The organism is Mycolicibacterium sediminis, from assembly GCF_010731735.1.
GTDB lineage: Bacteria > Actinomycetota > Actinomycetes > Mycobacteriales > Mycobacteriaceae > Mycobacterium > Mycobacterium sediminis.
The window spans coordinates 5,996,379-6,020,706 of the sequence record NZ_AP022588.1 but is presented as its reverse complement, the minus strand read 5'-3'; the positions used below and the strand labels follow the sequence as shown (position 1 = coordinate 6,020,706).

Genomic DNA, 24,328 nt, shown 5'->3' with positions numbered 1-24,328 from the left:
TCCGCTACTCGTAGCGCACGTGGAGACGTTGCGCGCCGAGGTCGACGGCGCCGTCGTCGGTCGCGACGGAGGCATCGATCACGTCGCCGTGCCGCAGGTACTTCGGGTTCTTGGCCTGCGCCCTGAAGAACGCCTTCCACTTCAGCGCCGGCGGCAACAGGCTTCCGATGATCTCGATCGGCTTGGGTGGTGCGCTCAGGGCGGTGCCGACCGGCGTGCCGGTGAGCACGAGGTCGCCGGGGGCGAGATCCTGGAACCGGATCAAAGCCTGCAGAGCCTCTAGCGGCCGATAGAGCATGTCGCCCTCGACCAGTGCGTTCTGGCGTTCGTCGCCGTTCACCGAAAGGCGCAGGCGCAGATTACCGAAGCGCGCGAGTTCGCCGGCGTCGAGCAGCACCAGCGCGGGTCCCACCGGGGTGAAGGTGGGGTAGGACTTGGCCTCGTAGAACTGCGTCTGGGGGAGTTGGACGTCGCGAGCCGAAACGTCGTTCGTGATCACCAAACCGGCGACGACGTCCGCGAGGTTCGCGTCGGTGATCGACGTGCCGACGGCAACGTCACGGCCGATCACCAGGCCGATCTCGATCTCGTAGTCGAGGAGTCGGACGTGGCTGGGTTTGACGACGTCGTCGAACGGGCCGCTGATGGATGCGGACGCCTTCCGGAAGAAGGTCAGCGGCACCGTTGCCGGGTTCATGCCCGCGTCCTTGACGTGGGATTCGAAGTTGGTCATCTGCGCCACCACGCGGCAGGGCCTCGTGACCGGCGAGACCAGGGTCAGCTGGTCGACCGGCACGGTGTCCCCGCCTGCCGCCGCCGCGGCGATGGCGGACCGGTCTGCCAGCAGTTCACCCGTCGTAGCTGCGGGGGTGTCGATGCGGTGTGCGCCGTCGGCGGTCTGGACCCACCAGGTGTCGGCCGAGCGGAGGATGGACGTTGTCATGACTTCGCTACCTTCAGTAGGCCGATGAGGCGGTTGACGTCGAATTCGTTGTCGGAGCGGAGGGCGGTCAGCATCGACATGGCCTCGCGCCGTGCGGATCTGGGGCTGGTGCCCAGGAAGTCGGCGCTGACGGGCGGGCCCCACTGAGCGAGCCCCGAGGCGGTGAACGGGGCCCAGCCCGGTTCGAGGGACGAGTCGAACAGATCGCCGTCGGCGAAGTGTTCGACGAGGAAGCCGTCCGGGTCGCGCCAGTAGTCGAACAGCTGGCTGCCCTGGATGTGCCGCCCGATGCCCCACGACCGGAAGTAGCCCCGTTCGAGGAGGTACTCGCCGCCCGCGGCCAGGGCGTCGAGATCCGACACCTGGTAGGCGGAGTGCACGTACCGGTTGGCGGGCCCCAGCGCGAGCGCGAGTGAGTGGTGATCGGCAGGCGTGTCGCCGAGGTCGCAGCGGATGAAGCTCATGGCCGGCCCGCGGTGACGCTGACCGGGGAAGTAGAGGAAGTCGCTGACGATCATCCCTAGGTGGTCGAGGTACCAGTTGAGGGTGTCGAGGTAGGTCGTCGATTGGAGGACGACGTGCCCGAGGCGCTGCACCCGTGCGGGAACGCGCAGCGGGCGCTGGGTCAGGTTCACCCTGCGCACGTCGCGACCCGTGTTCAGCGGCAACGGTTCCTGCGGAGGCAGGGCGGGTAGCTCGTGCATGCCCGAGACGATGCGAACGGGGATGCCGCTGGGGTCGGTGAGCGCGACGCCGAGGCCGTCCATCGACTCGGGCAGCGCCGATGCCGGTACGCCCGTGCGGTCGGCGAGACGGAGCACGTCGACCTCGCTGTGGGCTCGGAACGCGACGCCGGCGAAACGGCTGCGCGCGCCCTGCCGCAGCACCACGCACGGTGCACCCGAACCGGTTCCGCGTAGGTGTACCTCGCTGGGCGTCCGGAGCGCCACCTGGAAGCCGAATGCCCGGGCGAACGCCTCCGCGCGCATCAGATCGGGCTTCTCGAACTCGAGCCACGCGATGTCGGCGACCTTGATGATCGGGTTGCGGCTGCGTCCCGGGTGCTCCCCGCGCCGTGCGCCGTCCTCGGCGTGCATGCCGTGGTGGACGTCGGTTCGCGTCTCACCGTGGTGTGCCGTGGTCTCACTCATTCGCGCCTCCTAGCCGTCGGGCGAAACTTTGTTGACGAAATCGTCACATATGCGGATATCCTCAGTCAAGGTAGTTGACGAAATCCTCAGAAGTGAGGTCGCGTTGTTATGCTCGATCGGTTCCGACGAAGGGGAGGACGCCGATGTCCGATGAGGCACAGGGTCCCGTCAGTCGCCTGCAACGTCGCAAGCAACGCACCAGGGCGGCGCTAGTCAAGGCCGCCCAGGCGTTCATCGCCGAGGGAAAGCTCAATGCGCCGGTGCTCGAGATCACGCAGGCGGCGGACGTCGGCATGGGTTCCTTCTACAACCACTTCGACAGCAAGGAACAGTTGTTCGAGGCCGCCGTCACCGACGTCCTCGACGGTCACGGCGCGATCCTGGACGAGTTCACGGCATCCATCGATGATCCTGCGGAGACCTTCGCGACGTGTTTTCGCCTGACAGGCAGGCTCTTTCGTCGACGCCCGCAGGAGAGTCAGATCCTGCTGGCGAACGGGATGTCGCTGCTGCTGTCCGATCGTGGACTCGCGCCTCGGGCGCTGCGGGACATCGTCGCGGGCGTGGCCGCCGGTCGGTTCCGCGTGGAGGATCCCGAACTCGCACTGGCGGTGGCCGGCGGCGCACTGCTCGGATTGGGCAATCTCCTTCGCGCGCAACCAGACCGCGACGACGCCCGCGACACCGATGCCGTCACGCGGGATGTCCTGGTGCTGTTCGGCATGACCGCGGAGCAGGCGCAGGAGGTGTGCGAGCGCGAACTTCCGGACCTCGCCGTGGTGCTCGCCGCGGAGTCGGTGGCGTGACTGATTCACGGCTTCGAGGTATCGGAATCCAAACGCTGGATTGACACCACTGGCCACTCGAGTTCTGTTGCGTCGCTTGTGTTCCAGTGGTCACACCGCGCCATGAATTCTTCGGATTTCCTTAGGCTCCAGCCCTTGAAACCCGCTGTGTTCGAACGTATGTTCGATACATGTCGGTCGACGAGGTCCTCGCAGCGCTCACCGCGCTGTGCGACGCCTACGACACCTTCGATCGCTGCGACCTCGACACCCTCACCAGCCCTCAACTGCTTCAGGTCCTCGACCGGCTGCAGACCCTGGGCTGCCAACTCCCCACCCAGGACCACCGGATCCTGGCCCGCCTGCGCGCCGAGACCACCCCGGCGGAGTTGGGGGCGAAGTCCTGGCGCGACGTCCTGGCGACCCGGTACCGCCTGTCCACCGCCGAGGCCGGGCGCCGGCTCACCGACGCCGACCACCTCGGCCCCCGCCAGTCCCTGACCGGGGAACCGATGGCGCCTCGGTTGGCGGCGACCGCCGCCGCGCAACGGCTGGGACTCATCACCGGCGAACACGTCACCGTGATCCGCACACAATTCAAGAAGGTTCCCGGCTGGGTGGACGGCGCGACCCGCGACCAGATCGAAGTCGACTGGGTCCGCCACGCCGTGGGCTGCGGGCCCACCGAACTGGAGAACCTCGCCCGCCGCACGGTGTTCCTCCTCGACCAGGACGGCCCCGCCCCCGACGACACCGAACGCGCCCGCCGCCGCAGCCTCGTCTTCGGCCGCCAGCAGGACGACGCCATGACCGGGGTGAAGGGCAACCTCACCCCGTCGGCGTACGCCGTGTGGGAAGCCCTCGACGCCCGGTTCTCCGCCCGAGGGATGTGCAACCCCGCCGACGAGCACCCCTGCACCACCGGCACCCCCACCCAAGACCAGATCGACGGCGACCTACGCACCCTCGAACAGCGCCGTCACGACGCATTCGAATACATCGGCCGGATGGCCCTGGACAAGACAGAACGCGGCCAGCACGGCGGCCTACCCACCACCATCATCGTCCGCACCACCCTGCAGGAGTTGGCCACCCGGGCGGGGATCGGCGTCACCGGCGGCGGCACCCTCATCCCCGTCGCCGACGTCCTCAACCTGGCCGCACGAAAGGATGCCACCAACTACCTCGCCGTGTTCGACGACGCCACCGGCGCGGTCCTGGACCTGTTCCGCACCCGCCGCACCGCCTCCGTCGCCCAACGCCTCGCCCTGATCGCCCGCGACGGGGGTTGCACCAAACCCGGCTGCACCGTCCCCGCCTACCGCACCCAGGTCCACCACGCCGCCGCCGACTGGAGCAATGGTGGGGACACCAACGTCGACGACCTCACCCTCGCCTGCGGACCCGACAACCGCGCCGTCGGCCCCGGCGGCTGGACCACCCGCCTCACCGACACCCACCACGTCGAATGGATCCCCCCACCGGGCCTCGACACCGGACAAACACGCACCAACGACTACCACCACCCCGAAACACTGCGCCCACCACCACAGGACGCCTGGCAACCACCCGAGTGGCAACCACCCACGCCGACGGCCGGCGCCGACGACGCGGCAGTCACGGCTCCCGACCCCGCGACGAACCCCACCACCGACGAGCAGCACCGCGCCGAACCGTGGCCGCCCGAACACCTTGCTTCAATCGCCGACGAACCCGCCGACTACGAGCGACTCGACCACGACGACGCGACCGCCGACTCCCACGGCGAGCCCATCCCGTGGTGGCCCGTGGACCCCGCCTGGCAGGCCGCCGAAGCCGCACGCGCAACGCGCGAACGCGCCACGGCCCAGCCCGCATTGGCGCACGACGCACCATCAGCGCCGGGTCCCGAAGATGGTGACGCGGAGAACCAGGCACTCGAAGAGCCGTGGCAGCGGTTGGACACCGCCGACCAGCCAGGGGACACCGCGATCGAACACCCCAATCCGCCAGACGAGCACGGCGACAACGACACCCACGAACCCGGCGCACCAGCACCACCCACCAGCACCGCGGCCTAGGTCGTCCCCTGCGCATCCCAGCCGGGTAGTGGGCGGGCCGCCTCGACCAGTGTCTCCAGGACGCGTTTCGCGACTTCCAGGTCGGCGTCCAGTACGCCCTCAAGGGCACCTCGGTAGTGCTGGGCAATCGGGCGAAAGTACTTCTGCGTCAACCGATGTCCGCACTCCGAATAGTGCAGATTCACCTTGCGTCGGTCTCGCGGCGCACGTGTCCCGCGCGAACCAGACGATCGACGATGTAGGTGACGGCACCCGCGGAGACGTTGAGACGATGGCGAAGATCGCTCGCGGTCAGCGGATCGCCGACGTTCTCGGAGTCGACGACGTGGAGTAGTGCGCGGAAGTCGCTGCCAGACAAACCATGATCGGCGGCGAAGCGCTGAGCGAGGCGGTCGGTTTCGAAGACCAGTGCTCGGAGGCCGAGGATCACGTCGCGCATGTCTCGGCGACGGTCGTCCGAATCGGCGAACAATGGGTCCACCAGACGTCGTCCTCTCCTGATCCGTGCGGCTCGATGTACGTGCGGTGGTAAGACGGCCTACCCGACGGATTCACAGGCATTCGTCGAATTGCCGGCGGGTAGTCCCCATGAGCGCGGATGTGGGATGAGCGACCGTCGAGTTTTGCGAGCGCGATCCCGGGAACGCCGGTAAGCGATCCCGACGAGAGGAGACGCACGTGACCTCGAGCCTCAACGACGTGGAGAAGCGGTGGCACGACCCCGCCGCACTCCGCTCGGCCATCGGTTACGTCGCGGCCGTGGTCGCCGTCGCGGTGGCGGTGTTCGTCGGCTACGCGGTGTCCGACCAACACGACCTGCTGTGGGCGGTGGCGACTCCCGCCACGCTGTTCGTCGGCGCGCTCGGCGCCTTCGTCAAGACCTACCTCGACTGGCGGCATGGGCGCACCTGGCCCATCTGGCACGGTGCCGGATGGTCCCTGCTCACACTGACGATGGTGGCCATGGCCGTGCCCGCCATGGGCATCGCGGGGTGACGGCTAAGCGCTCTTGATGAGCGTCAGCCGCAGCGTCCCGGGCGGGGGATCCCGCCCGTCGTCCAGGTCGTCGGCCAGAGCGCGGGCACGGGCGATCAGGCCTTCTGCGTCGACGCCGTGAGGTACGTCCCCGCGATCGATGCCCTCCGCACCGCGACGTAGCAGGGCCGCGGCACCGCGACGGTTCCCCCGCTGCGCATGCGTGAGGCCGACCGCCAGCTGTGCCAGACCTCGCCACAACCACCGCTCGTCATCGGTAGCCGCCTTCCACGCCGCTTCCAGCACGTCGTGGGCGTGGAAGGCGTTGCCGTCGTCGAGCAGTCGCTGTGCGGTCGCCAGCGTCCGCCGGGGGTCCGGGTCGGGGTCATCGGGGATCCGGGGAACGCCCTGAGCGCCGCGGGGGAGCGGTCTGCCCAGGGCGTCACGTGGGCGGGCGTTGAGTGCGCGCCCTTCGTCGTCCCTGTCGCGTTCCGTCACGTCACCTCGTCGTCGCCGACGTCAGTCGGTGGGTTCACCCTGATCGGTGTCGACGTCGGGCGTGTCCTTGCTGGTGTCCACGTCGTCGGCCGACTGTACGGTTCCGCCGCGATCGTCGCCGTCGGGCTCGTCGGTGTTCTCGTAGATTCCCTGTCCGCGTGGCACGGTCCGACCTTTCCTGATGGTGGGGTGCGGATCACCTCGGGTGGCAACGGTGAGCCCTCGGTTCGGATCCGCCATGCCGGGTGCCCGCACTGTCCGATGCGAAACGCGGCGAGCCGCCGACCCGGGGCCGGCGAGACCCACCGGTGTGCTCTCCGTCCGCGCGGGATTCGGCCCATCCGGGGGTCTGATCGAGCGCTCCGCGGCCCGCCGGATGTTTGTCACGGCCACGAGCGGGCATTTGAGGTTTCGCCGCAGTCGATATAAAACGGTGGGCAACGAATGGTGGGGGCGCCCGTCGGCGACTATCTGCGACGAGCAAACGACATGGATCTTCCTGATCGATCCGACCCGGTGACGACCGGCTTCGACCAGGGGAAAGGTGGCTTTCATGCTGGGTTCACACCCCAACGTCGTCATCACCGGTGTCGCCATGACCACTGCGCTCGCACCGCAGGCGCAGGACACGTGGACCGCCCTGCTTCATGGTCAAAGCGGCATCCGGCCGCTGTCCGCCCCTAATCTCGAGGGGCTGGACCTGCCCTCGACGATCGGCGGTCAGCTCCGCGAGAACCTCGACGACGAACTCAGCCGAGTCGAGATGCGCAGGCTCTCGTTCACCCAGCGGATGGCCATCGTGCTGAGCCGGCGCGCGTGGGCCGACGCCGGCGACCCCGAGGTCGACACCGCTCGGCTGGGCGTGACGGTCGGAACCGGCCTCGGCAGCACCGAGGACATCATCATCGCCTACCACGAGATGCAGGACAGGGGTCTCAAGGCGGTCTCGCCGCTGGCCGTGCAGATGTACATGCCCAACGGGGCGGCGGCCGCGGTCGGCCTCGACCGCAAGGCCCGCGCGGGCGTCACCGCGCCGCTGACGGGCGACGTGTCCGGCGCATCCGCCATCGTGGAGGCCTGGCGCAACATCGTGTTCGGCGACGCCGACATCGTCATCTGTGGCGGCGTGGAACTGAAGCTGGAGGGCGTCCCCTTCGCGGCGTACGGCCAGATCGACGGGGTCATGTCGACGGAGAACGACGACCCGGTCGGCGCCTGCCGTCCCTTCGATCAGACCAGGTCCGGCATGGTGCTCGGCGAGGGCGGCGCCATGCTGATCATGGAGACCGAGGAGCACGCCAGGGCGCGCGGTGCGCGGGTCCTCGCACGCGTGCTCGGTGGGGCGCTGTCGTCGGACGGGTATGACGCCTTCCGCTCCGACCCCGACGCCGAGCAGGAGGCGCATGCCATCTCGCGCGCTCTCGAGCTGGCGGGCCTGTCACCGGGCGACGTCGACCACGTCAACGCTCACGCCACCGGAACCGTCGACGGCGATCTCGTCGAGGCGGTGGCGATCCAGAAGGTGTTCGGTGGCCACCACCCGGCGGTCTATGCGTCCAAGGCGGCGCTCGGTCACTCGTTCGGCGCGGCGGGTGCCATCGAGGCGGTGCTCACCGTGCTCGCGCTCCGGGACGGGTGCATCCCCCCGACGCTGAATCTCCGCCAGCTCGACGACCGGATGGATCTCGACGTCGTCGCCGGCTCCGCGCGCAGCGTCGACGTGCGCTACGCCGTCAGCAACAGCTTCGGCTTCGGTGGACACAACGCCGCCATCGCGTTCGGCAAGGCCTGACCGCTAGGCCATCTCGCCGACGACCAGTTCCTCGGCGTCCTCGGCGTCGGCGAGCACGAAACGTCGGCAATCGCATTGCGACAGTTCGTGATCGGGGCCCTCGCTGAGGTCCTGGTCGGGCACCGCGAAGTCCACGCAGTCCAGGCATGCGCGGCAGGTGCCGAACAGCGAGTGCTCGGGATGCACGTGCCCGCACTCACACCGGTCGTAGAGGCCGTGGCTCATCGCGTTCCACGCTCCCTCCGCTGGCCGGGCCGGGCGCCCGAGTCGACTCGAGGCCCCAGCATCGCAGGAAAACCTGGAAGGGCCCGCATCGCCCGCTGATCGGTCGCTTCGGAACGGCTGTGGGTCAGACGCCCACGGCCTTCTCCAGATCGGCGAGCGAGTCCTCGAGGTGGCCCAGCAGGCGCTGCAGGTGGGGGACGCTGCGGCGACACCCGACCAGCCCGAAGTCGAGGTTGTCGGCATTGTTGGTGAGCGTGATGTTGAGGGCCTGACCGTCGAGCGCGATCGAGAACGGGTAGTTGCCGTCCAGTCGCGCGCCGTTCCAGTACATCGGCTCCCGCGCACCCGGCACGTTCGAGATGACGAGGTTGAACGGCGGTGGCGCCGACGACACGAACCCGGGCACCAGACCCATCGCGATGCCGGACATGAGGAACGCCGACAGCGCCAGGGCCTGTGTCTTGGGCAGCTCGGCGAACACCTGCTTGTTCTCGCGCATCGACTTGCTGATCGCATCGAGCCGGACGACGGGGTCCGCGGCGTCGGTCGCCAGGTTGCACAGGATGGTACCCACCATGTTGCCGCCGGCGTCCTGCTCGCCCTCGGTACGCAGGTTGACGGGCACCATCGCGACCAGGGGCGTGTCGGGCAGTGCGTCCCGATCGGTGAGGTAGGAGCGCAGTGCACCGGAGCACATGGCGAGGACGACGTCGTTGACCGTGGCCCCCGTCGCGTCCTTCACGTTCCTGATCCGCTCCAGCGGCCACGACTGGGCGGCCACGCGTCGGGCACCGCCGATCGGGACGTTGAACATCGTCCTGGGCGCCCGGAACGGCAGGGTCAACTGCTGCTCGACCAGCGCGGCCTTGGCCACCGACAGTCCCGTCGGCGCGAGCGAGGCCAACGACCCCGCCGTCCCCGCCAACTGCTGCAGGGCCGATCGCGACGGTGCCGGCTCGCGGGTCCGCTTCCGCGGACCGAGCGTCCATGGCACCTGCGGATCGCGGTCGTCCGGGTCGGTGGTCATGGCCCGCAGGAACAGTCGCTGCGCGGACACCCCGTCGATCAGCGAGTGGTGGAACTTGACGTAGACGGCGAACCGGCCGTCGGACAGTCCTTCGATGAGGTGGGTCTCCCACAGCGGACGGTGACGGTCGAGGAGCGTCCCGTGCATGCGCGAGGTCAGCTCCAGGAGGTCGCGCACGCGGCCGGGGCGGGGCAGCGCGGACCTGCGCAGGTGGTAGTCGATGTCGACGTAGTCGTCGAACGCCCACGCCAGGTTCGAGATCCCGCCGAGCAGTCGCCCGGGATGCTTGCGGAAGGTCGGCTGGAACTGGTCCGCCTTGACCATGACCTCGTGCAGGTCGCGCAGGTATTCCGGTCCGGCGTCGGCCGGCGGCTCGAACAGTTGCAGACCGGCCACGTGCATCGGGTGCTCGCGGGATTCGCCGACGAGGAACAGTGAGTCGGTCGGCGAGATGAGCTTCATGAGCATGACGGTACCTAGCCGGGCTTGATTCGACCTGCACACGGCGATCTGTCGCCAGAAAAGTTACCGATGGGTAGGGTGGAGGGTCGAGGGAGTGGAGAATCCTGCGATGGAACTCAAGTTCATCGACCTGCACGGCGAACGTCTGGCGTACTACGACGAGGGTCGCGGAGAGGCACTGCTGCTGATCCACGGCATGGCCGGCAGCTCTCAGACGTGGCGCGCCATCCTGCCGCAGCTGGCGAAGAAGTACCGCGTGATCGCGCCGGACCTGATGGGTCACGGCCAGTCGAGCAAGCCGCGCAGCGACTACTCGCTGGGCGCCTTCGCCGTCGGTCTGCGCGATCTGCTCGACGAGGTCGGCGTCGACTCGGCGACGGTCGTCGGCCACTCGCTCGGCGGCGGCATCGCAATGCAGTTCCTGTACCAGCATCCCGACTACTGCCGCAGGCTCATCCTGATCAGCAGCGGTGGGCTCGGCCAGGACGTCGGGTGGATCCTGCGTCTGCTGTCCGCGCCCGGCGCGGAGCTGATCATGCCGGTCATCGCACCGACGCCGGTGCTGCGGGCGGGCAACACCGTCAAGGGCTGGCTGACGTCCATGGGGCTGCGTTCCCCGCGCGGCGCCGAGATCTGGAGTTCGTACTCGTCGTTCAACGATCCGCAGACCCGCGCGGCGTTCCTGCGCACCCTGCGGTCGGTGGTCGACTACCGCGGGCAGTCGGTGAGCGCGTTGAACCGGCTCAAGCTCAAAGCGGATCTCCCGACGCTCGCCATCTGGGGTGAGGACGACAACATCATCCCCGTCGACCACGCCTATGCGGCGCTCGAGGCGCGCCCGGACTGCCGGGTGGAGGTGCTGCCGGACGTCGGACACTTCGCGCACGTCGAGGCTCCGACGAGGGTCTACGACGTGATCGACGAGTTCATCACCGCGACGGCGTCAGCCGAGGCGCATCTGACCGGGGCGACGGCGTCAGCCGAAGCGGAGGGCCAGCAGGCCGGGACAGCGTCCCTGGCCGACGCGAATACCAGTGGCGCGACGGCAGACGTCGAGGACGCGACGGCTCCGGCGGGGTCGGAACCGGCGAGCCACGGGGTCTAGATCCGGACCGGTACGAAGCCCTCCGCGACGATGCCCGACGCGAGCGGATAGTCACGCAGGGCGGTGGCGAGCAGGCCGCCGAGTTCGGCGACGTGCCCTTGCCCGGCACCTCGATCGCGTAGCAGGTCGTCGATCCAGGCGGCGGTCTCCGGCACCGGCCGCGGATCTCCGGTCAACAGCGCGGCTGACACGGCGTGCAGGGTCTGGTTCAGGACGTCGTTGACCTCGTCGGGTTCCAGTTGGACGGTCGATCCCGCGGTGTCGACGTCCACGGCCACCGACCACGCGGTGGACAGCTGACCGATGATCCGACGATGGTCGAGGTCGAGCGCGGCCTGTTCGGACACGGCCTCCTCGGGCAGCGGTGCGGCGGGTTCCACCACCGCGGGTAGGTCGCGCATCGCGCGTACCGCTCCGTGCGCATCCTTGGCCCAGGCCGTGGCGCCGAGCGCACGGGCGCGGAGGTCGTCGGGCCCGAACGCGGGCCCGCCGACCAGGATCGGCACACCGGCCGACGTACTCGCCTCGATGAACCGCCGCGAGGTCGGGAGCGCGCCGAGCACCGAGCAGCTCACGGCCACGCCCTCGGGGCCGAGATCCTGCAGGAGCTTGTTCAGGCGAAGCGGGGTGCTCGACGCACCGAGCAGGGTGGTGTCCCACCCGTCGGCCCGCAGCGAGCACTCGATGATCATCGCGGGCAATGCATGCCACTCGCGTTCGGCGCAGGCCACGACCACCCGGCCTCGCGTCGTCGGCGTGCGCTTCACCCACCGCGACACGGCCTTGGTCGCGCCTATCGCGAGTGCAGTCGCCGCGTGCTCCTGTGCCACGGTCCACTCCCCGCGCTGCCACCGCTCGCCGACTTCGCGCTGGGCGGCGGCGATCACGTCGGTGAGTACGGTCACCGGCTCCGCGCCGCCGGTGAGCATGCGGTTGATGGCATCGACGACACCCGCGCCGTCACTCCTGGCGATGGCGTCGTCGTAGGCCTGCGGCGGTACGTCGGCGTCGACCGACGGGGTCACGTCTTGCGGCATGCCACCGCGAGCACTGCCATGTCGTCGTGCGGGCGGCCGTCGAGGTACTCGATGACGTTGCGTTCCACGGCGTCGCAGATGATGTCCGGTGCGGCGCCCGCGTAGGCGGGCAGCAGCGCCAGGAGTCGATCGGCGCCGTAGATCCCGTCGGCGCCGAAGGCCTCGTCGATGCCGTCGGTGAACATGAGCATCGTGTCCCCGTCGGCGAGATGGACCGGGCACGAGGCGTAGTCGACGGCGGCGATCATGCCGATCGCGGTGCCGGTGACGGCCACCTGCTCGACTCGACCGTCGGCTCGCAGCACAAGCGGCTGCGGATGGCCGGCCGACGCCACCTCGGCGTCGATGCCGCCGTCGGCCCGGGGGGTCAACCTGGCGCACAGCATCGTGACGAACTTGTCGGTGCCCGACTCGTAGAGCACGGTGTTGAGCGCGCCGAGGAGCGCGGCGGGCCTACGGTCGAAGTGCGCCGCGGTGCGGATGCTCTGCCGGGTCCGGCCCGTGACGGCGGCGGCCTCGACGCCCTTGCCGCTCACGTCGCCGAGGGTCAGCAGACAGTCGTCGCCGAGGATCTGCACGTCGTAGAAGTCACCGCCGATGTCGAGGTGTTCCGCGGCGGGACGGTACAGGGCGGCCAGCGGCATGCCCGCCAGCTCGGGTAGCTGCGGTGGCCGGAGGCTGCGCTGCAGCACCGACGCGATGCGGGCGCTCTCCTCGTACAGCCGGGCCGAGTCCAGTGCGAGCGCAGCCCGTTCGGCGACCCGTTCGATGAAGGCGACGTCGTCGTCGTCGAAGCCGCGCCCCCGTCCCTTGACCAGGATGAGTGCGCCGACCGTGGCGCCCCGGGCCGTGAGCCCCACGCCGACGACGTCGGCCGGCCGCAGTGCCGCAGCCTCGGCGACGAGTTTCGCGTGCGGGATCATGGTCGCGAGCGCGTCGTTCTCGGTGGAGCCGGTGAGGGTCTCCACGGCGACGTGCAGGAGTTCGGTGCGTCCGGTGCGCAGGACCCGTCCCAGGCCCTGGTCGTGGACCTGAGAGCGCGAGACGACGTCGCTGAATCCCGCGTCGGCGCCGCCGACGGCGAGGAGGCCGCCCGTCGCGCTGTCCGGGGTCAGGACCACGGCCCAATCCGCGAGCCGAGGTGTGACGAGGGTCAGCAGCCGCAGCGCGGTGCGACGGGGGTTCAGCGAGCCTGCCATTCCGAGCGTGATCTGCTCGATCAGCTCGGAGCGGTCGAACGGCGTCTCTGTGGGGACTTCGGGGGCACGGGCGTCGCGGGCGGGCCGTGTCTCGCCGGCCAGACCCGTCACGGTGCGTTGTTCGAGCATCCCATCGGCTCTCCCGCCCTGGTGGGCGCTACTCGTCGACGGCTTCCGTTCAAGGCAGCGACCGACGGTGAATGCGTGGTGGTGTGTTCGTCCACTACGCACGAGGGGGCATCCATCCTCGCGGGGATACCGACGGCTGCAAGCTCAACCACACTCCAAGTTACGCATTGCGAGGTGCCATCGCCAGCGAGCGCGCCCGCAGCCGCTGAGTCAATCGCCGATCAGCGGGTACGACGCGGTCATGAGTGAAACCGCACTACTGGTGATCGACATGCTGAACACCTACGACCATCCCGATGCCGGCGACCTCGCCGACCATGCCGAGGGCATGGTGGGCACCCTGGCCGACCTGATCGGCAGGGCACGCGAGCGCGACGACGTCGACGTCATCTACGTCAACGACAACCACGGGGACTTCAGCGCGGACCGCCGCGACCTGGTCCGTGCCGCGTTGGACGGCGAGCGACCGGACCTCGTCGAACCGATCGCGCCCGGCGACGACGCGACCTTCCTGACCAAGGTGCGCCACAGCGCCTTCTACGGGACCGCGCTCGACTACCTCCTCGGCCGACTCAAGACCGAGCGGGTGATCCTCACCGGACAGGTGACCGAGCAGTGCATCCTCTACACCGCGCTGGACGGCTACATCCGGCACTTCGACGTGATCGTGCCGCCGGACGCCGTCGCCCACATCTACCCGGACCTCGGCAAGGCGGCGCTGACGCTGATGGAGCGAAACATGCATGCGGAATTGAAGTCGGCCGTTAACTGCCTGTGACAGCGGGTATATCGCGGCCATGAGCGAGAAGGACTTCAAGAAGGGCGACAAAGTGGAGTGGGACAGCCACGGCAGCACCGCCCACGGCACCGTCGAAGAGAAGATCACCGAGGACACGAAGGCCGCCAAGCGCACCGTGCGGGCCAGTTCCGACGATCCGCAGTATCGGGTCCGCAGCGAGAAGAGCGGCAACGACGCCGTGCACAAGCCCGATGCGCTGCGCAAGGAGAAGGGCTGAGGAGGGCCCATGCGACTTCGTCGCAGCGTGGTGACCGGTCCGGGCATCACGCGGGTGAGGCGCGGCAAGGGGTTCTCCTACGTCGACCACGCCGGCGCACCGGTCACCGACGAACGGGACCTCACCCGCATCAAGGAACTGGTCATCCCGCCGGCCTGGAAGAAGGTGTGGATCAGTCCGCACGGCAACGGACACATCCAGGCGCTGGGCACCGACGCCGCCGGGCGCAAACAGTACCTCTACCACCAGAGGTGGCAGGAGGAACGGGCCGAGGAGAAGTTCGACCGCGTGCTCTCCATGTCGAAGCGCCTGCCCGAGTGGCGATCTCGCGTCGGTGAGGATCTACGGGGCAGGGGACTGACCCGTGACCGGGTGCTGGCGTTGGCGCTGCACCTCCTCGACCGCGGGTACTTCCGCGCGGGCGGTGAGCAGTACGCCGAGGAGAACGAGTCGTACGGGATCGCCACGCTGCTGTGTGATCACGTCACGGTTCGCAAGAACGCCGTCGCGTTCGACTACCCCGCAAAGAGTGGCGTGCGGCGGACCATCGAGATCGAGGATCCCGAGATCGTCCGCGCCTCCAAGGCTCTGGTGCGCCGGGATGACCGCGCGGGGCGGTTCCTGGTGTGCCGCACCGTCAACGGCTGGGCGGACGTGCACGCCGACGATCTGAACGCCCGGTTCAAGGAGATGGTCGGCGACGAGTACAGCGTGAAGGACCTCCGCACGTGGCACGGAACGGTGCTCGGGGCGAAGGCCTTCGTCGGATCCGATCCGCCGGTCTCCGCCCGGGTGATCAAACGGGTGGAGTCGGCGGTGATGAAGGAGGTCTCCGAAGGCCTCGGCAACACGCCGGCGGTGGCGCGGGCGTCCTATGTCGACCCTCGCGTCGTCAGCGCCTACGAGAAGGGCCTGACCATCGACCGCGCGGTGCGTCGGGCGTCGCGTAGCGACGACGCCAACGAGGCACAGGCGATCGTGGAGAAGGCGACCCGCGACCTGATCACCCGGATGGCGAAGGGCTGAGGTCCGGCCCGACCGCACCACCGAACTGCCCGTTCCGGTTTCCGCGCGCCCCCCGTGGGTAGTACGGGTACGTGAACGCCCGTGGGTTCGTCCCGGCATTGACCCGGCAGTCCTGAGCCCGGCCGTGTATCCCGCACAGCCCCCCCGCCGGATCGTGGTGGTGGTGCCCGCCCACGACGAGGCGGCCGACCTGCCCAGATGCCTCGAGGCGATCGGCGTCGCGTCCGCGCACGCCCCCTGCCCGGTCTTGGTCGTCGTCGTCCTCGATGCCTGCGACGACGGGTCCGCCGAGCTGGCCGGGCGGTTCGGACCCGACGTGCACTTCGTCGAGGTCGACGAACGCAACGTGGGCGCGGCCCGGGCGGCCGGCTTCGCGTACGCCCGCGCGGCGCACGGCACCGAGGGCATCGACGAGTCCACGATCTGGTACGCGACCACCGATGCCGACACCGCCGTGGATCCGGGATGGCTGACGAGCCAGGCCCGTTCCGGGGCCGACATGGTGCTCGGGCTGGTGCGCATCGCCGACTGGCGACGCACGCCGGGGTCGGCGATCCGTCGGTACCTCGAGGCGTACCGCGCCAAGGTATGGCCCGACGGTCACGCCCACGTCCACGGTGCCAACATGGGGTTTCGGGCCGACGCCTACTGGGCGACAGGCGGTTTTGCGTCCATGGCGTCGGACGAGGACGTCGATCTGGTCCGTAGGTTCGAAGCGCACGGGTTCGACGTCCACCGCGACCGCCGCCTCTCGGTGGCCACCTCGGCACGCGCGGTGGGCCGCGCGCCGCGGGGGTTCGCCGCCCACCTCAGGAGCATGAGCCGCTCCGGTAGGCAGGAGACCGCATGAGCGCCGATCTGATCCACCGCTGGCTGCGGGCCGGGCAACTCGACCTGCCGCTGCCCGGGTCGGGGAACACCGCGGCGCGGTGGTGGAAGCTGGCGGCTCTCGCCGAGAACGACGTCGTCGCCGGGCGCCTCGCGGAGGCGCACGCCGACGCCGCCGCCATCCTGACCGAACTCGAGGCCGAGGCGCCGCGGAGCGGACAGCTCTGGGGCGTGTGGGCCGCCGAGGCCCCCGAGGCCGTGGTGACCGTTCGCGAAGGAGACGACGGCGTCGTGCTCGACGGCACGAAGGCGTGGTGCTCGGGTGCGGGCATCTGCACCCACGCACTGGTCACCGCGCTCCGCGACGACGGCGAGCGAGGGCTGTACGCCGTCGACCTCTCGGCCCCGGGTGTCCAGGCACTGCCCTCGACGTGGAGCAACGCCGGCATGCGCGACTCCGACACCCGTTCCGTCCAATTCAGCGGCGTCGTCGCGGTACCGGTCGGGAAGCCCGGCGCGTACCTCCGCAGGCCGGGCTTCTGGCACGGCGCGATGGGGGTCGCCGCCTGCTGGCTGGGCGGCGCGCGAGCGGTCGCCGGACCGCTCTACCGGGCCGTCGCCGACGAGCATGGGTCCGCGTCGTCCGACGAACACGCGCACGCGCATCTCGGCGTCGTCGACGCCGCACTCGCCGCCGGGGAGGCGGTGCTGCTGTCGGCCGCGCACTCGGTCGACGGCGCACCCGGTGACCCGCGTGCCGAGCTGCTCGCCCGGCGGGCCCGTGCGGTCGTCGAGCACGCGGTCGACGAGACGATCACGCGGACCGGCCGCGCCCTCGGACCGAAACCCCTGGCGCTGGACGCACGCCACGCCCAGCGCGTCGCCGACCTGACGATGTACGTGCGGCAGAGCCACGCCGAGAAGGACCTCGCCGCGCTCGGGCGGCTGGCGGCCCGGTGACCAACGGACCCCGGTTCGCGGCCCGGCCCATCGACCAGGGCGGCACCCCGACCTCCGCGTGGCTCGCCCGGCGGCCCGCGTTCCCCGAACTCGACCTGTCGGGATGCCCGGCGCTCACCGTCGTCGCACCCCACCCGGACGACGAGACGCTCGGCTTCGGGGCGACGGCGGCGACACTGCGCGAGCGCGGCATCCCGGTGCGGATTGTCTCGGTGACCGACGGCGGGGGCGCCTACCCGCACTCGCACCTCGACCGCGGCCGGCTCGAGCGCGACCGGCGTGCCGAGGGCGAGCGCGCCGCCGAGACGCTCGGGCTTGATCCCCCGATCAGTCTGGGCCTACCCGATGGCGAACTGACACAGCACGTCTCGGCCCTGACGGACGCTCTCGGCGACCTCCTCTCCGGCGACCCTCCGGGCTCGTGGTGCGCCGCGACCTGGCGCGGGGACGGTCACCCGGACCACGAGGCCGTCGGACTCGCGGCGGCCGAGGCCTGCGCCGACGGCCGGGCGCGCCTGCTCGAGTACCCGGTCTGGATGTGGCACTGGGCGCTGCCGGACGACGAGGCGGTGCCGTGGCATCGGATGTCTGCCGTTCCCCTCGAATCGTCGGCCGTGGCCAGGAAGCGCAGCGCCATCGCGGCCTTCGAGACGCAGCTGACTGCCTCACCGTCCGGCGAGGCCGCGGTGCTGCCGCCGTTCGTCGTCGACCGGTTACTGGCGGTCGGCGAGGTGGTGTTCGCGTGACCGCCCGACTGCCCGACCAGTACTTCGCCGACGTCTACGCGGCCTCACCCGATCCCTGGCGTCTCGCCGAGCGGTGGTACGAGCAGCGCAAGTACGCGATCACGACGGCCATGCTGCCCAGGCCGCGCTACCGGCACGCCTTCGAGCCGGGCTGCTCCGTCGGCGTGCTGACCGAACTCCTCGCCGCCCGCTGCGACGCCGTCACGGCCACCGACGTCGCCCCGGCCGCCCTGGACGCCGCACGCGAGCGCCTCGAGCGGGCCGGGCTCGCCGACGGCGTGGAGTTCGCCGGGCGCTCGCTCGACGACGACTGGCCGACCGGGGTCGACCTCGTCGTCGTGTCCGAGGTGGCGTACTACCTGAGTGCCGCGACGTTCCGCGAGGTGCTCGACCGCGAGTGCCCCCGGCTCGGGACGGGCGCGACGCTCGTGGCCGCGCACTGGCGCCATCCCGTCGCCGACTACCCGATGACGGGCGACGAGGTCCACGAACTCATCGCGGACACGGCGGATCTGCACCGCCTGGGTCGGTACCGGGACGACGACGTCGTGATCGAGGTCTTCGTGACGGGAACCGCGGTCTCGGTGGCGACGGAGACCGGCGTGCCGGGCGCCGTCTAGAGCGCCGGTGCCGAGCAGCCGGACGCGCCGACGGTCAGGGCGGATGCGGCGTCGTCCAGCGTCGTGACGACGCCGAGCGCGCCATGCGGGTCGCAGACGCGCAGGACCCGCCGCACCTCCGGGCCGGCCACGATAGCGACGGAGACGTGATGCTTGGCGCACGCCGCCCGGATGCGATTCAGCGCCCACAGCCCCTCGGTGCCGAAGAAGGCCAGCGGGCCGAGGTCCACGATCAGGGCCGTGTGACTGCGCGCGACGTCGTCGACGACGTCGACGAGGGTCCGGGCGGTCTGCGCGTCCAGCTCGCCGCGGGCCGTGATCAGCTGCGCCGAGGCCAGCGAGCCGCGGGTGAGGCGCAGGGCGCCCTGAGGCAGGGTCTCGAGCGGGCGGGCCGCCATGGCGATCGACACGAGATCCTCCATCGGTAGAAGCGGTTCGTACCGGAATTCACGTCAGGGGTCGGGGTCCGCGGATGAAGCCGTTCCGGCCGCCGGTGACGTCACTGCGGCTGTTCGCTCAACCCGAGGATGAGGCTAGTGCGGAATCAGCAGCCGGGCAATACGCTGACCGAAGGCCGGAAAGCGCAGATGAGCGCCGGGTTACGTGCCGCGCGACCTTCAGCTACGAGCGCCGCTCTGCCACCGACCCACGGATTCCGTCGCCCCGCAACGGGGCGAAGTTTCTCCAGGCTGCGGCGGGGGTACTGGTAGCGCATCGGTCACCGCGGCATTTCGGGAAGAGAACGGCGATGGAAGCGAAGTTTCAGGCACGTGGATCACGCCCAGACGGGCCTGCATTCGTCGTCGCGGCGGGCGCGGCACTGCTGCTGCTCGCAGTGGTGATCTCGGCGGCGGTCGTCTACTTCATCGGTGCGACTCTGCCGTACGCGGGATCGCCGGAGTTCGGCCCACCGCCGGTCGACCCCACCGTCTCGACGAGTGACTCCACCGCGGGACTCGCCGGCGAACTGCCGGTCCTGACTCCCTGACCGGTCAGTTCGCCAGAGCCGCCAGCTTCCCGATCGGGCTGTCCCGCAGTCCTTTGCGAAGGTCGTCGGGGTCGTCGAACACCGTCACGGCACCTTCGGCCGACAGTTCGCGCTCACCGATGCCGCCGCTGCGCAACGCGATGCACTCCACGCCGGCCCGCGCCGCCGCACGGACGTCCCACACCGTGTCGCCCACGAACACCGCGCGCTCGGCGGGGACGCCGGCACGTTCGAGCGCGACGGCCACGATGTCCGGCCGCGGCTTGGCGGTCTCGACGTCCTCCGACGACGTGACGGCGGAGACGACGTCCTCCTCGTCGAGGACGTCACGCAGGATCGCCAGTTCGTTCTCGGGTGCCGACGTGGCGAGCACGACCTGCAGGCCCAGCTCGGCGACCGCGTCCAGCAGCTTCCGGCCCGAGGCGAGTGGCCTGATCAGGCCCGACGACTCCTGGTAGTACTGCGTGTGCAGATCCTTCGCACGTGACTTCTCGTCCTCCGACGCGTCGGGCAGCAGTTCCTCGAGCAGCGACCCGCCGTCCATCCCGATCCGATGGTGGATGCGCCAGGACTCGACCTGGACGCCGACCTCGACGAATGCCCGGTGCCACGCGTGAACGTGGAGGTAGTTGGTGTCGACGAGCGTTCCGTCGATGTCGAAGAGCACGGCGGGATTGACCATGGACGGACGGGTGCCCCGCCACGCCGTGGCGAAACGCCGGTGCCGTGCGCCCGGACAGTGGTGTTTTGCACGTCCGGTCCAGGGAACGCCGACACCGGGCCGACGAGCGCGGGAGCCCTCACCGTCGTCAATCCCGCGCGGACGACGAGGACGAAGGAGCGACCGTGGTCGATCACGACGACGCCCGGGAGACCGTCGGGCGCAGTGCCCCGCCAGGCGGGGCGGACCTCGACGAGGCCAACGCCGAACGGCGGGAGATGCGGCGGGTCGCGGACGCCGAGGGCGCTCGCGATGCGGTCACCGCCAATGCGGCGCGGCGGAACGACCCCGCCAGGTGACGGACGCGCTGCGCCACGCGTGGTCGTCGCCCATCGGGGAGTGGATCGCCACCCGCGGCCTGCACGTCGTGCTGGTGGTCATCGCCGCCATCCTCGCCACCCGCGTCATCAGGTTCGTGGCCAAGGGGATCAGTCGCAGACTGGCGCGCGGCGGGCCCACCGACGGTGCCGTGCCGTCGGAGACCGTGAAGCATCGCCGGGCGCTGGCAGCGGTCATCTCGTCGGTCGCGATCGCCGTGCTCTACGCGGTCGTCGCCGTCGACGTCCTCAACACGCTCGGCCTTCCCCTGGGGTCGCTCGTGGCTCCCGCTGCCGTCCTGGGCGCCGCCCTCGGCTTCGGCGCCCAGCGACTGGTGCAGGACCTCCTGAGCGGCTTCTTCGTGATCACCGAAAAGCAGTACGGCTTCGGAGACCTGGTGCAGCTCACCATCACCGGATCGTCCAAGGACGCGCGCGGAACCGTCGAGGACGTGACGCTACGGGTGACGAAACTGCGGACGAGCGACGGCGAGGTCTTCACCGTGCCGAACGGTCAGATCGTGAAGGCCCAGAACCTGTCCAAGGATTGGGCGCGCGCCGTCGTCGACATCCCGGTGCCCACGTCCGCCGACCTCAACCGCGTCAACGAGGTGCTTCGCGACGTCGCTAAGCAGGCGATGTTGGACGACGGCCTGCCCGAACTGCTGCTCGACGAACCCGCACTGATGGGGGTCGAGAGCATCGGAGTCGACGAGGTCAGGCTCCGGATGGTGGCGCGAACCCTGCCCGGCAAGCAGTTCGACGCCGGGCGCCGGTTGCGTCAGCTGGTCGTGGCGAATCTGCGGCGATCGGGCATCTCCAGCGGCTCGTCCACGACGGTGTCCTGAGTGCCCCCGCGGCCGGTTTCGCCACGGGGCCGACGGGTATCCGATTCGCACGCGACAGTCGAAGACACGAGGTGAACCATGGGCGACACGTCACGTGATCCCGTCGATCACGCACGAACCACCCGACAGCACGCCGGCGAGAGCATGAAGAACGGCCACAACGCCCCGGGGCTCATCGGAGTGGCGCTCGGCGTCGTCTCGCTGTTCATCGGACTCGCGGCCTTCGCGTCGGGCGGGACGATGGCCGGAGTCATCTGCGTGTCGGTTTCCGCGGTCGCCTTCATCGCCGGCGGCACCTGGCTCTTTCTGGCCCACCGTCGAGTGCGCAGGCAGGAGTTGGAGTGGGCCGACAAGAACCCACGCGTCGACTCGGACGTCGTAGCCCAACCGCCCACCAGCTGAGGACACCACGATGGCGAAGCGACCGGGAATCTCGAACTACTGGGTCCCGCTGCTGGGGCTGGTGTGCATCGGCGGCGGTGTGGCGACGTTCGGCATCCTGCTGGCAGTCGCGGGCGGGGACAGCGGGTGGCTACGGACCATTGCGCTGTTGGTGGCCGCCGTGGCGTTGTGCGGCGGCGGTTACTGGATGATGGCGCGCAGCGGCAAGCAGGCGGGCGGCTGGCGCATGACGTCGATGGATCCCGAGGAGAAGAAGGTCTATCGCGCGGAGTTTCGAGGGTTCAACCTCAATCGCCTGCGACGAGCCTCAGGTGCGGCGAAGCCGGAGAAGCCACGGCACTGATCGCCGCCTCCAGCGTCCGTACGACCGGGAGGCCACCGCCGGGGTCGCAGATCCGCAGGATCCGATCTACTTCGTCGCCTGCCAGTATCGCTAGGCTCGTGGCCTGCCGGGAACTGATCACGTTGACCCGGTGAATCGCCGAAAAGCCGTGCGTGCCACAGAATGTCAGGCCGCGCAGGTCGAGGATGAGCCGTCCGGCGCCACCGAGGTTCGCCTCCACGAATTGCGAGACTGCGGTGGCATTGGCGGCGTCGATCTCGCCGGTGATCGAGTGCAGGGCTATCGAGGGCCCGATCTGACCGGCCTCGAAGTGAGCGCCACGGCGGCAGGGGAGCGTGTCGCGAGTCGCGCGGAATGGATTGGACACCGCAGACTCCTATCTTGGGGTTCGACATCACGCCAAGGGGAGTGGGCCCTGTTGCTGAAAGCGACCGCTCGCAGTTGGTGACGGATTCGTCGGGTGAGGCGGTACTGCGGCTGTGCTTTCAACCTGGTTGAGACTCTAATACCGCAACGTGCGCCGGACAATCACTTTTGCGCAGTCCTCAGGGTCTTCACGGGTTGCATCCGCGCCGGTGGTCACCGGTGTGTTTGCCGGGCCGCCGATCGGGCATCCGATGCCACTTGAACGTCGTCTTCGCGGAGGTGAGTGCGGTGTCGGACCTCATCGCCCGGGACGCACTTGGCGCGCAGTCCGCCGGCGTGGCCGGTGACGATCGCAGCGAGTCCCCGACCGAACGCCTCGACCGCAATTGGGGGAGTCTGCTCCAGGAGATGCGGGTGGTGCAGACGGGCGTGCAACTACTCACCGGCTTTCTGCTGACCCTCCCCTTCCAATCCCGGTTCGACGTCCTCGACCGCGGGCTCCGACTGGTCTTCCTCGGCACGGTCGCGCTGTCGGTGTCCGCCACGGTGGTGCTCATCGCTCCAGTGGCTCTGCATCGCGTCCTATTCCGTAGGCATCGCCTCGACACGCTGGTGACGGCTGCGCACCGCATGACCTATGCCGGTCTCCTGCTCCTGGGAGCCGCGCTGGTCGGGTCGACGGTGGTCGTCTTCGGTGCCGTCGTGGGTCACGGGCCGGCAATGGTGGCGGGCGGCATCGCCGTGGGTGCCTTCACTGCCTTCTGGATCGTCTTTCCGCTGTGGATGCGTGTTTTCCCGCCCGGACGCCCGGGTATCCGCTGAGCAACGCAGCAACGTCAACCGTTGGAAGGCGAGACCCAGAACATGGGCAGTAGGCACCGCAGGCAAGACCACGGCACGTACGACCGGGAGACGCGCCGCATGGTGGCCATCTACCTCTCCATCTCCTGCGCGGTGGCCTTCGCGGCGATCGTCGCAGCAGTCCTGGTCCGGACCGCGGGCGGTGTCACGCCGGCTGCAGCCGCTCCGACCATCTCGTCGGCGGCGGCACAGACCATCAGCCAGGAGGGGCGCCTCGTCGCGGTGACACCGACGTCTCTGACCGCACGTGGCGCAGACGGTGTCGCACGGACGTATGCCGTGACGGCACAGACCAACGCCATCACCGCCTCCGGCAGCCAGCTGGGTGACGCGGTGGGCACGTTCTCGGTCGACGACGAGGTGGCGATCGTCGGGGTCGTGCGCGACGGCACCGCGGTGGCGACGGCGGTCGCTCATCGGGCTGTCAGCGCTCTCAACGGGCCGCCGATGGAGACGATCACGCCGTAGAGCCGTTCCTCCCGTGCGCGTCGGACGATCCGTCCGGCGCGTTTCTCGTCCCTGGACCTCGGTGCCGACGAGAAGAATCGGACCCAAGGTGGGATTCGGGGAATGTATGACGTAGGTCGGTCGGTTCTATCTCTGGTGGAGCGAAGTCACCACATCGAGGAGATACGAAACGTGAACGCACATGCGTCAAACGCAAAACCGTTGGCAGCCATCATCGGTGGCGTCGCCGTCACCGCCGCGGCGGTCATCGGAGGAGTCCTCCAGAGCGCGTCGGACGCCGGCCCCGTCGCCGGCGACATGAGCACCGGGGTGACCGTCACGGCCACGAAGGCGCCGAGTGAGGCGCCGATTCCCGCCGCGGCCCCCGAGATCAAGGGCCCCGCGCCGCTGCCCGCCGAGGAGCAGGGACTGCCTGGCTGATCGGCCTGAC

General features: G+C 69.6%; 31 protein-coding genes and 1 pseudogene. 20 read left to right on the top strand and 12 right to left on the bottom strand.

Translation table 11 applies throughout. The features are described from left to right. Window positions 1-4: 4 nt before the first annotated feature. A complete protein-coding gene (locus G6N64_RS28675; RefSeq protein ID WP_163801140.1) occupies window positions 5-943 on the bottom strand; it encodes a fumarylacetoacetate hydrolase family protein in 939 nt (312 codons plus the stop codon). Further along, window positions 940-2,094 (bottom strand): VOC family protein, encoded by a 1,155-nt coding sequence (locus G6N64_RS28670; RefSeq protein ID WP_163801139.1) that lies wholly within the window; start codon window positions 2,092-2,094, stop codon window positions 940-942. Before G6N64_RS28670 ends, G6N64_RS28675 begins: the two co-directional genes overlap by 4 nt. A 143-nt stretch (window positions 2,095-2,237) precedes the next feature. On the opposite strand from G6N64_RS28670, the gene G6N64_RS28665 reads away from it, so the two are divergent. Next, entirely contained in the window at window positions 2,238-2,900 is a 663-nt protein-coding gene (locus G6N64_RS28665) for a TetR/AcrR family transcriptional regulator (protein ID WP_163801138.1), read from the top strand. A gap of 170 nt (window positions 2,901-3,070) precedes the next feature. Beyond that, the gene (locus G6N64_RS28660) at window positions 3,071-4,939 is read left to right on the top strand and encodes an HNH endonuclease signature motif containing protein (RefSeq protein WP_163801137.1); all 1,869 of its coding nucleotides are present in this window, start codon (window positions 3,071-3,073) and stop codon (window positions 4,937-4,939) included. Window positions 4,940-5,120: 181 nt separating this feature from the next. On the opposite strand, the gene G6N64_RS28655 is transcribed toward G6N64_RS28660, so the two are convergent. Then, window positions 5,121-5,420: a MarR family winged helix-turn-helix transcriptional regulator gene (locus tag G6N64_RS28655; protein WP_163801136.1), complete on the bottom strand. Its 300-nt coding sequence runs from the start codon at window positions 5,418-5,420 to the stop codon at window positions 5,121-5,123. Window positions 5,421-5,617: 197 nt separating this feature from the next. Between G6N64_RS28655 and G6N64_RS28650 the strand changes: the two genes are divergently transcribed. Next, entirely contained in the window at window positions 5,618-5,935 is a 318-nt protein-coding gene (locus G6N64_RS28650) for a hypothetical protein (protein WP_163801135.1), read from the top strand. 3 nt (window positions 5,936-5,938) lie between these two features. Here the strand turns inward: G6N64_RS28650 and G6N64_RS28645 are convergent, their stop codons facing one another. Together G6N64_RS28645 and G6N64_RS28640 are read right to left on the bottom strand one after the other, a co-directional pair. Continuing rightward, complete coding sequence (locus G6N64_RS28645; protein WP_163801134.1) at window positions 5,939-6,412, bottom strand: DUF309 domain-containing protein; 474 nt, start codon at window positions 6,410-6,412, stop codon at window positions 5,939-5,941. A 21-nt stretch (window positions 6,413-6,433) separates the two neighbouring features. After that, complete coding sequence (locus tag G6N64_RS28640) at window positions 6,434-6,577, bottom strand: hypothetical protein (RefSeq protein WP_163801133.1); 144 nt, start codon at window positions 6,575-6,577, stop codon at window positions 6,434-6,436. Between the two features lie 388 nt (window positions 6,578-6,965). On the opposite strand from G6N64_RS28640, the gene G6N64_RS28635 reads away from it, so the two are divergent. After that, a complete protein-coding gene (locus G6N64_RS28635; RefSeq protein WP_163801132.1) occupies window positions 6,966-8,204 on the top strand; it encodes a KasA/KasB family beta-ketoacyl-ACP synthase in 1,239 nt (412 codons plus the stop codon). Between the two features lie 3 nt (window positions 8,205-8,207). Here the strand turns inward: G6N64_RS28635 and G6N64_RS28630 are convergent, their stop codons facing one another. Together G6N64_RS28630 and G6N64_RS28625 are read right to left on the bottom strand one after the other, a co-directional pair. After that, entirely contained in the window at window positions 8,208-8,429 is a 222-nt protein-coding gene (locus G6N64_RS28630; RefSeq protein WP_163801131.1) for a hypothetical protein, read from the bottom strand. A 124-nt stretch (window positions 8,430-8,553) separates the two neighbouring features. Next, the gene (locus G6N64_RS28625; RefSeq protein WP_163801130.1) at window positions 8,554-9,918 is read right to left on the bottom strand and encodes a WS/DGAT/MGAT family O-acyltransferase; all 1,365 of its coding nucleotides are present in this window, start codon (window positions 9,916-9,918) and stop codon (window positions 8,554-8,556) included. Window positions 9,919-10,027: 109 nt separating this feature from the next. Between G6N64_RS28625 and G6N64_RS28620 the strand changes: the two are divergent. Further along, window positions 10,028-10,873: pseudogene (locus G6N64_RS28620) on the top strand (alpha/beta fold hydrolase); the annotation flags it as partial. A 146-nt stretch (window positions 10,874-11,019) separates the two neighbouring features. Here G6N64_RS28620 and G6N64_RS28615 read toward each other — a convergent pair. Next, entirely contained in the window at window positions 11,020-12,060 is a 1,041-nt protein-coding gene (locus G6N64_RS28615) for a cobalamin B12-binding domain-containing protein (RefSeq protein WP_163801128.1), read from the bottom strand. Further along, entirely contained in the window at window positions 12,045-13,388 is a 1,344-nt protein-coding gene (locus tag G6N64_RS28610; RefSeq protein ID WP_163801127.1) for a PP2C family protein-serine/threonine phosphatase, read from the bottom strand. The genes G6N64_RS28615 and G6N64_RS28610 overlap by 16 nt, the downstream gene beginning before the upstream one ends. Window positions 13,389-13,629: 241 nt before the next feature. On the opposite strand from G6N64_RS28610, the gene G6N64_RS28605 reads away from it, so the two are divergent. The 7 genes from G6N64_RS28605 to G6N64_RS28575 all read left to right on the top strand — a co-directional run bounded on the left by G6N64_RS28605 (window position 13,630) and on the right by G6N64_RS28575 (window position 18,584). Beyond that, window positions 13,630-14,166, top strand: coding sequence for a cysteine hydrolase family protein (locus G6N64_RS28605; protein ID WP_163801126.1), 537 nt, complete (start codon window positions 13,630-13,632; stop codon window positions 14,164-14,166). A gap of 19 nt (window positions 14,167-14,185) precedes the next feature. Beyond that, a complete protein-coding gene (locus G6N64_RS28600; RefSeq protein WP_163801125.1) occupies window positions 14,186-14,404 on the top strand; it encodes a hypervirulence associated TUDOR domain-containing protein in 219 nt (72 codons plus the stop codon). 9 nt (window positions 14,405-14,413) lie between these two features. Beyond that, window positions 14,414-15,430: a DNA topoisomerase IB gene (locus G6N64_RS28595; protein WP_163801124.1), complete on the top strand. Its 1,017-nt coding sequence runs from the start codon at window positions 14,414-14,416 to the stop codon at window positions 15,428-15,430. A gap of 160 nt (window positions 15,431-15,590) precedes the next feature. Further along, window positions 15,591-16,280, top strand: coding sequence for a glycosyltransferase family 2 protein (locus tag G6N64_RS28590; protein ID WP_246231350.1), 690 nt, complete (start codon window positions 15,591-15,593; stop codon window positions 16,278-16,280). After that, window positions 16,277-17,218 (top strand): acyl-CoA dehydrogenase family protein, encoded by a 942-nt coding sequence (locus G6N64_RS28585; RefSeq protein WP_163801123.1) that lies wholly within the window; start codon window positions 16,277-16,279, stop codon window positions 17,216-17,218. Before G6N64_RS28590 ends, G6N64_RS28585 begins: the two co-directional genes overlap by 4 nt. Further along, window positions 17,215-17,964, top strand: a complete 750-nt coding sequence (locus G6N64_RS28580) for a PIG-L deacetylase family protein (protein ID WP_163801122.1) — start codon at window positions 17,215-17,217, stop codon at window positions 17,962-17,964. Before G6N64_RS28585 ends, G6N64_RS28580 begins: the two co-directional genes overlap by 4 nt. Next, window positions 17,961-18,584 carry an SAM-dependent methyltransferase gene (locus G6N64_RS28575; RefSeq protein WP_163801121.1) on the top strand — a complete coding sequence of 208 codons (624 nt, stop codon included), beginning with the start codon at window positions 17,961-17,963 and terminating at the stop codon, window positions 18,582-18,584. The genes G6N64_RS28580 and G6N64_RS28575 overlap by 4 nt, the downstream gene beginning before the upstream one ends. On the opposite strand, the gene G6N64_RS28570 is transcribed toward G6N64_RS28575, so the two are convergent. Next, the gene (locus G6N64_RS28570) at window positions 18,581-18,994 is read right to left on the bottom strand and encodes an STAS domain-containing protein (protein ID WP_163801120.1); all 414 of its coding nucleotides are present in this window, start codon (window positions 18,992-18,994) and stop codon (window positions 18,581-18,583) included. The genes G6N64_RS28575 and G6N64_RS28570 overlap by 4 nt on opposite strands. A 338-nt stretch (window positions 18,995-19,332) precedes the next feature. On the opposite strand from G6N64_RS28570, the gene G6N64_RS28565 reads away from it, so the two are divergent. Beyond that, window positions 19,333-19,572 (top strand): hypothetical protein, encoded by a 240-nt coding sequence (locus G6N64_RS28565; protein WP_163801119.1) that lies wholly within the window; start codon window positions 19,333-19,335, stop codon window positions 19,570-19,572. Between the two features lie 4 nt (window positions 19,573-19,576). Here G6N64_RS28565 and G6N64_RS28560 read toward each other — a convergent pair whose 3' ends face one another. Next, window positions 19,577-20,254 carry an HAD family hydrolase gene (locus G6N64_RS28560; RefSeq protein WP_163801118.1) on the bottom strand — a complete coding sequence of 226 codons (678 nt, stop codon included), beginning with the start codon at window positions 20,252-20,254 and terminating at the stop codon, window positions 19,577-19,579. Between the two features lie 164 nt (window positions 20,255-20,418). Between G6N64_RS28560 and G6N64_RS30380 the strand changes: the two genes are divergently transcribed. From G6N64_RS30380 to G6N64_RS28540, 4 genes are all read left to right on the top strand, one after another. Further along, complete coding sequence (locus tag G6N64_RS30380; protein ID WP_163801117.1) at window positions 20,419-20,592, top strand: hypothetical protein; 174 nt, start codon at window positions 20,419-20,421, stop codon at window positions 20,590-20,592. Next, on the top strand, window positions 20,589-21,458 hold the full coding sequence (locus tag G6N64_RS28550) for a mechanosensitive ion channel family protein (protein WP_163801116.1): 870 nt from the start codon (window positions 20,589-20,591) through the stop codon (window positions 21,456-21,458). The genes G6N64_RS30380 and G6N64_RS28550 overlap by 4 nt, the downstream gene beginning before the upstream one ends. 78 nt (window positions 21,459-21,536) lie before the next feature. Continuing rightward, window positions 21,537-21,860, top strand: coding sequence for a protein UsfY (usfY, locus tag G6N64_RS28545; RefSeq protein ID WP_163801115.1), 324 nt, complete (start codon window positions 21,537-21,539; stop codon window positions 21,858-21,860). Between the two features lie 10 nt (window positions 21,861-21,870). Continuing rightward, window positions 21,871-22,203, top strand: coding sequence for a hypothetical protein (locus G6N64_RS28540; RefSeq protein WP_163801114.1), 333 nt, complete (start codon window positions 21,871-21,873; stop codon window positions 22,201-22,203). Here the strand turns inward: G6N64_RS28540 and G6N64_RS28535 are convergent. Next, window positions 22,148-22,570, bottom strand: a complete 423-nt coding sequence (locus tag G6N64_RS28535) for an STAS domain-containing protein (RefSeq protein ID WP_163801113.1) — start codon at window positions 22,568-22,570, stop codon at window positions 22,148-22,150. The genes G6N64_RS28540 and G6N64_RS28535 overlap by 56 nt on opposite strands. A 299-nt stretch (window positions 22,571-22,869) precedes the next feature. Between G6N64_RS28535 and G6N64_RS28530 the strand changes: the two genes are divergently transcribed. The 3 genes from G6N64_RS28530 (at window position 22,870) to G6N64_RS28520 (ending at window position 24,318) form a co-directional block, all read left to right on the top strand. Next, window positions 22,870-23,391: a DUF6328 family protein gene (locus G6N64_RS28530; protein WP_220100578.1), complete on the top strand. Its 522-nt coding sequence runs from the start codon at window positions 22,870-22,872 to the stop codon at window positions 23,389-23,391. Between the two features lie 21 nt (window positions 23,392-23,412). Next, a complete protein-coding gene (locus G6N64_RS28525; protein ID WP_163801112.1) occupies window positions 23,413-23,898 on the top strand; it encodes a hypothetical protein in 486 nt (161 codons plus the stop codon). A 201-nt stretch (window positions 23,899-24,099) separates the two neighbouring features. Continuing rightward, on the top strand, window positions 24,100-24,318 hold the full coding sequence (locus tag G6N64_RS28520; RefSeq protein ID WP_163801111.1) for a hypothetical protein: 219 nt from the start codon (window positions 24,100-24,102) through the stop codon (window positions 24,316-24,318). The last annotated feature ends 10 nt before the right edge of the window (window positions 24,319-24,328 follow it).